At 59.3% G+C, this 4,925-nt stretch carries 4 protein-coding genes and 2 pseudogenes; 4 read left to right on the forward strand and 2 right to left on the reverse strand.

Translation table 11 applies throughout. From position 1 onward, the window contains the following. Positions 1 to 1,737, reverse strand: a 1,737-nt coding sequence (locus CIT25_RS09235) for a formyltransferase family protein (protein ID WP_280953357.1), incomplete at its 3' end; no start/stop codon positions are given. A gap of 843 nt (positions 1,738 to 2,580) precedes the next feature. Here CIT25_RS09235 and CIT25_RS38435 point away from each other — a divergent pair. The 4 genes and pseudogenes from CIT25_RS38435 to CIT25_RS37100 all read left to right on the forward strand — a co-directional run. Continuing rightward, positions 2,581 to 2,966: pseudogene (locus CIT25_RS38435) on the forward strand (transposase); the annotation flags it as partial. Next, a complete protein-coding gene (locus tag CIT25_RS36175) occupies positions 2,955 to 3,218 on the forward strand; it encodes a hypothetical protein (RefSeq protein ID WP_158302532.1) in 264 nt (87 codons plus the stop codon). The pseudogene CIT25_RS38435 and the gene CIT25_RS36175, both read left to right, overlap by 12 nt. 310 nt (positions 3,219 to 3,528) lie before the next feature. Then, positions 3,529 to 4,119, forward strand: a pseudogene (locus CIT25_RS09245) (Tn3 family transposase); the annotation flags it as partial. Then, positions 4,116 to 4,343 carry a hypothetical protein gene (locus tag CIT25_RS37100; RefSeq protein WP_101954455.1) on the forward strand — a complete coding sequence of 76 codons (228 nt, stop codon included), beginning with the start codon at positions 4,116 to 4,118 and terminating at the stop codon, positions 4,341 to 4,343. The pseudogene CIT25_RS09245 and the gene CIT25_RS37100, both read left to right, overlap by 4 nt. Here CIT25_RS37100 and CIT25_RS38440 read toward each other — a convergent pair. Then, the gene (locus tag CIT25_RS38440; protein ID WP_367219468.1) at positions 4,298 to 4,735 is read right to left on the reverse strand and encodes a transposase; all 438 of its coding nucleotides are present in this window, start codon (positions 4,733 to 4,735) and stop codon (positions 4,298 to 4,300) included. The genes CIT25_RS37100 and CIT25_RS38440 overlap by 46 nt on opposite strands. Between the last annotated feature and the right edge of the window lie 190 nt (positions 4,736 to 4,925).

Below are 4,925 nucleotides of genomic sequence, written 5' to 3' on the forward strand. Positions count from 1 at the left end.
CCGGTTCAGCTCCTCCAGCAGATACGCACGCTCCGCAGCCGGCAGCAGTTCAATCCGGCCGACCGGCTGCCTGGCATCGGCCATCACACCATGTAACAAAGTTTGCAAATGCTGCGTCATGCGGTCGATCTGCTTCGGCGCTAATCGACTGGCATCAAAATGCCAGCGAAAGCTCCCATCCAGAGCGCAAACCTCAAAGGTCAGCAAATCCCCGCATAATGCTGACCCAGCTCTGTGGCTCGTCTTCAGATCGCCATCGACGGAACAGCTGTCTGTCGTGATTGTGATGCCAATCGGCCAAGGCCGGTGCGAACGTAGCGCCTCCACCCCTCGCAATGTCGGGCAGCGCGCGACAAGATCCCGGGCAAAGCTGCCGTGCTCCCTCAGCTGAGCGAATTCGGCTGCCACCGCTTTGCGCATTTCTTCAAAATCACGTGCAAGATCAATGGTAACTTCCATCGGCACGGCGGGAGCGACAAGCACCTCCACCGCTTTGAAATCGGCTTGCCATCCACACGCTGCAGGCTTCCATCCCAGTTGCAGCTCTGTTTCTCCCGTGATGCGTGCGAGATAGATCAGCCAAGCTGTTACCAAGTATTCTGTGCAATCATTTTGCGACAGCTTAGCCAAAGCACTTGGAATGCACCCCGAACTCGACTGCCATCTGGGCGGTGCGTCAGACAGGGACGACGACAGGAAAGGAAACTTCAATATTCTAAACTGCTCAAGCCGCCGTCGCCAAAAATCCTCCCGAGGCGCCAGCAATTCATGAGTGGCAGTTATGCTCCTCGCTTGTTCATCGCCCAAGATTAAAAGGCGACTACCTTCATCCAGATTGGAGTGCCTGGCGAGGGCTCGCGCGTCCAGCACCTGCCCATCGGAGCTGCCAAAGCAAACATCGACATCCTGCGTACCCGACGCCACACGCCAGTGGCTGGAGTGAATTTCAAGCAGGCAACCTGCCGGAAAGCCCGAGCGTCGAGGCAACACCTCCAAGCGTCTGATTGCGACAGCCTCATCACCGACGAGCGCCTTGGGCAGACACAAAGGATTGGCATGATACGGGCCAAAGTCTAGGGCACGCGTCATCGCTGACAAATCTTGCGCGGATCGATCCCATCGCAGATAGCCTGCCGCATCTGGGCGCCGACGCTTCGGAAAATAACTCCTGTTCACCAGCGCCTGCGGATAGGCAGTAAGTTTCCCGATCTTGAGGCCAGTTAAGAGTTCGCGGAAACCCTCGATCGCGGCTTCATAACATTTGAGGTTCAGCGTCATTGCCGTGTCGGTGGGCGCAATCAGGACTTGGCGCTGAACCACGACGTCACCGGTATCAACACCATCATCGATCCGATGCCAGGTGACGGCGTATTCGGTTTCTTGCGCCAGCAGCGCCCAGGACGTCGCATGCGTTCCCGCGTATCGTGGCAATGGACCGTCGTGATAATTAAATGCACCTTGTCGCGCTCGCTCAAACACGTCCGGTCGCAATTTAAGCGGGTTGGAAACCGAGAATATCCAATCCACTGGCTCGGTGTTCAGTAAAGTGGAGAGTTCTTCAACATTCGCAATGCGCAAGATGTTGGCGCGAGCCGCCCAATCCGCGAAAATCGCGTCAGTACACAGGGCCGCGCCAATGACGTGGCCCATCTCCATTGCCAGTTGTGCGCACGCGATAGCTAGCGTACCACTGCCAAGAATGATGCTGGAAAAGATTGGCCGGGCTGCAGGATCCATGCCCTGCTCGCCTAGTTGACAGGCATGACCGCGCACCGGAGAAGACCGATATACCATTTTCATCCCTCAGCCAGTCCCAATCTGGGCCGTTCCCGCCCTAACCGCCGCGCCGCATAGCGGCCTAAACCCGTCACACTGGTTCGGATCTGCTCGGGGGAAAGCGCGCTTAATACCAATCGAACTCGGCGGTTCTGCGAGTCAACCAACACAAGGAAGGTCATCAGCATAACGATGACAATGTCACGCCTTGCACCCCTGTTGCGCTCTCCGCGGCGGCCCCTCATCGTATCGCACCTATTGTGCAACGGGTTCGCTGATCATGCCGGCCGTTGTCCATACTGCAACAACTGAGACTGTACTTGCCTACCTCGTTATCGCCGGCTGAATGCCCTTCATACACCACTAGCACAACAGCGTGTTTTCGAAGCTGAGCCGCTTACCTGCGTCCACGGACACCTTGAGCTAGCTGGCCTACCAATGGGCGTAATCATGAGACGATTTCTCCTCAGCTGGGACCCGTATGCATATGAACGAGCAAGTGCCGTGCCAGAGGAGATAATCACGTCAAACAAAGGCTTGGCGCTAATCACACCATGACAAATGTCCGACAATGTCGGACACTGGACGTAAGCGATCTGAGGAGGCTTCGAGTTTCGCGGCTTGCGGGTTGTCAGTTAGGGGTTGCCAGGTTCAGGAGCAGAAGCTCCTAACCCGAAAAATTCATGGTGGTTGGCGGATTTGGTGCAAGACTTTGAAATGAAATGGGATTTGGTTGCTAAGCCCGATCCGAATCATTTTCCGAGATCACACCCGCCATGAACGACCAGGCTGCCGCTGAGCTGTATGTCATCAGTAGGCGGCAAGTCCGTCGTCCCCCGTTTCGACGGCGGCATGCTGTCGTCCTACAGCGGCTTCCTGGCTCTGGCCGAAGTGGAGGGCTGCGGGTGGCCGAGCGTCTGGCGCGCTGCATCGACGATCCGCGCTAGCCGGACCAGACTGCCCACAGCTTGGCCGGGTGATCGCCGCCGGCTACCAGGACGGCAACGACGCCAAACCGGCTGCGCCCCGATCCAGTCTGCAAGATGGCCCAGGATGCCGCCGTCGGGTCGGGATCTGGCCTCCCAATCGATGATGTGCCGGCTGGAGGACCTGCCAGCGTGGGGGAGCTGGTCGCCATGGGGCGGGCGATGCGTCGATCTGGGCCGGCATCGCTAACGATGGTTGCGAAAGCGCACACGAAAGGTGCGGTCGCCGAGGCGGCGCCGCAGCCGATTGTTCTTGGCGAAAATGTTTCTCACCCCGTGTTAACCACCGCTGAAGCAGTCGCCAGGGACATGACCATGCCCGACCATCGCTTCCTAGCCACAACGGTTGAGGAAGCTCGGTTCCGGATGCGCCGCACGCATCGCCTGGCGATCGCCGAACTCGCCGCAAGAAGCTGCGGCAGAAAAGATGGTACTTTGCCCCGAGATGAAGGATAGTAGCGGCGCCTGCGATGGCCGCTGCGCCACAGATGGCGGCATAACTTACGGTGAAACCCAGTCCAGGCCGAGCACCACTTGCTGGTCGGTGGCAGGTACCCTCCGCGAAGTTTCTCTAGAGGCGGCCGAAGTGACATGAGCTAGATCGCACTTCCCAGTGTCCGAGCTGAGTTCTGTCCCGAACGATGTCCGCGAAATGCTTAGCTCCGGGATGAACCGACGGCCATGTCGCCGCCTGACGTGCCTCGACGTCGGGCGCGGCTCTCCGGAAGAGAGCGCCAAAGCTCATCTCCTGACCGTCCGCCGACTGCTGTCGAACCATATCGGGACGCCGATCAACACCATCCTGATCCTCGATCACTGGGACGATTTGCTCCATCTGGCGGCGTCGATCACGACGCGATCAGTGGTGCCGTCTACGATCCTGAAGAAGCTGTCAGCATCACCGAAGGAAAGCCAGCTCGCAAGTGCGCTACGGGAACTTGGCCGGATTGAGCGATCGCTGTTCATGATCGAATGGTACTCAAGTCCAGCGCTACGCCGGCGTTGCCAGGCCGGCCTCAACAAGGGTGAGGCGGCGCATAAGCTGAAGCGCGCCGTCTTCTTCCACGAGCGCGGTGAGATCCGGGACCGATCGTTCGAAAGCCAGGCCTTCCGCGCCTCGGGCCTCAACCTCGTCATCAGCGCGATCGTGCACTGGAACACGGTCTACATCGAACGGGCCGTCAGCCATTTGCGCAAAATGCATCGCGAGATTCCGGATCATCTGCTCAAGCACGTCTCGCCGCTGAGCTGGGAACACATCAATCTGACCGGCATCTACACCTGGGATGCAGAATATCAGATGCCTGAAGACTTCCGGTCGCTCAGACTACCGGCTCGGTTACGCCAAGCCGCATGACGTTCATGCTCCGTTCAGCCTTAGCGTACGATTTCGCACTGCTCTTGTTCGGACCCCGAAAAGCTGCGCGCACCGCTCTCTCGGTCGCCGCCGCTCCTTCATTCCGTAGGTGCTATGGCAGCGAGTTCACCTCGAACGGCATCCTCGCCTGGGCGGATCAGAACCGCGTCGAATGGCATTACATTGTGCCCGGCAAGCCGATGGATACGGATGTTGTAGAATAGCCCGTTCTTCTCATTCGGCGGCTTTTCCACAGCCTTCGGCCTTTCCGGCCTCGTTCGCCATCGGGAAGTCGCGGCTGCATAGGCAGCTTCCGCCTTCTCGACGCGGGATCGTTCTTCGGCGCTTGGCCGGGATGTTGTAGTCGAAGGCGGTGCCGCGTCTGGCGTGGCTGGTCGGAAGGCCGGCACGCAGCTCGACCGATCTGAACTTGCGGGCAAGCAAGGCCGGCCGGGCCCAGATGTAGTCGGTATCCTTGCTCAGCATGTGCCAGATGATCATTGCAAGCTTGCGCGCGGTGGCGACGGCCGCGATGCAGGCCAAGATAGGCAACGAGCTTCTGTGGATCGCTGAAGCGCCGTATGTCGCCGATTGCCGCGGCAACGCTCGCAGCCACGGTGACGTCGAGGCGGGGCAACGTCATCAGGCGGCGGATTGTCGGATCCTGGAGGGCATGTACGGCGGTATCCGCCTCGACCACCGTCAACGCCTCGTTGACCTGGTTAATCAAGCCGAGGTGGCGCTCGATGGCGGCGCGCTCATCGGCAGGCAATATTTGCCTCGCCAGCCATTTGCGCCCGCTGATC

This window comes from Mesorhizobium mediterraneum, from assembly GCF_002284565.1.
Taxonomy (GTDB): domain Bacteria; phylum Pseudomonadota; class Alphaproteobacteria; order Rhizobiales; family Rhizobiaceae; genus Mesorhizobium; species Mesorhizobium mediterraneum.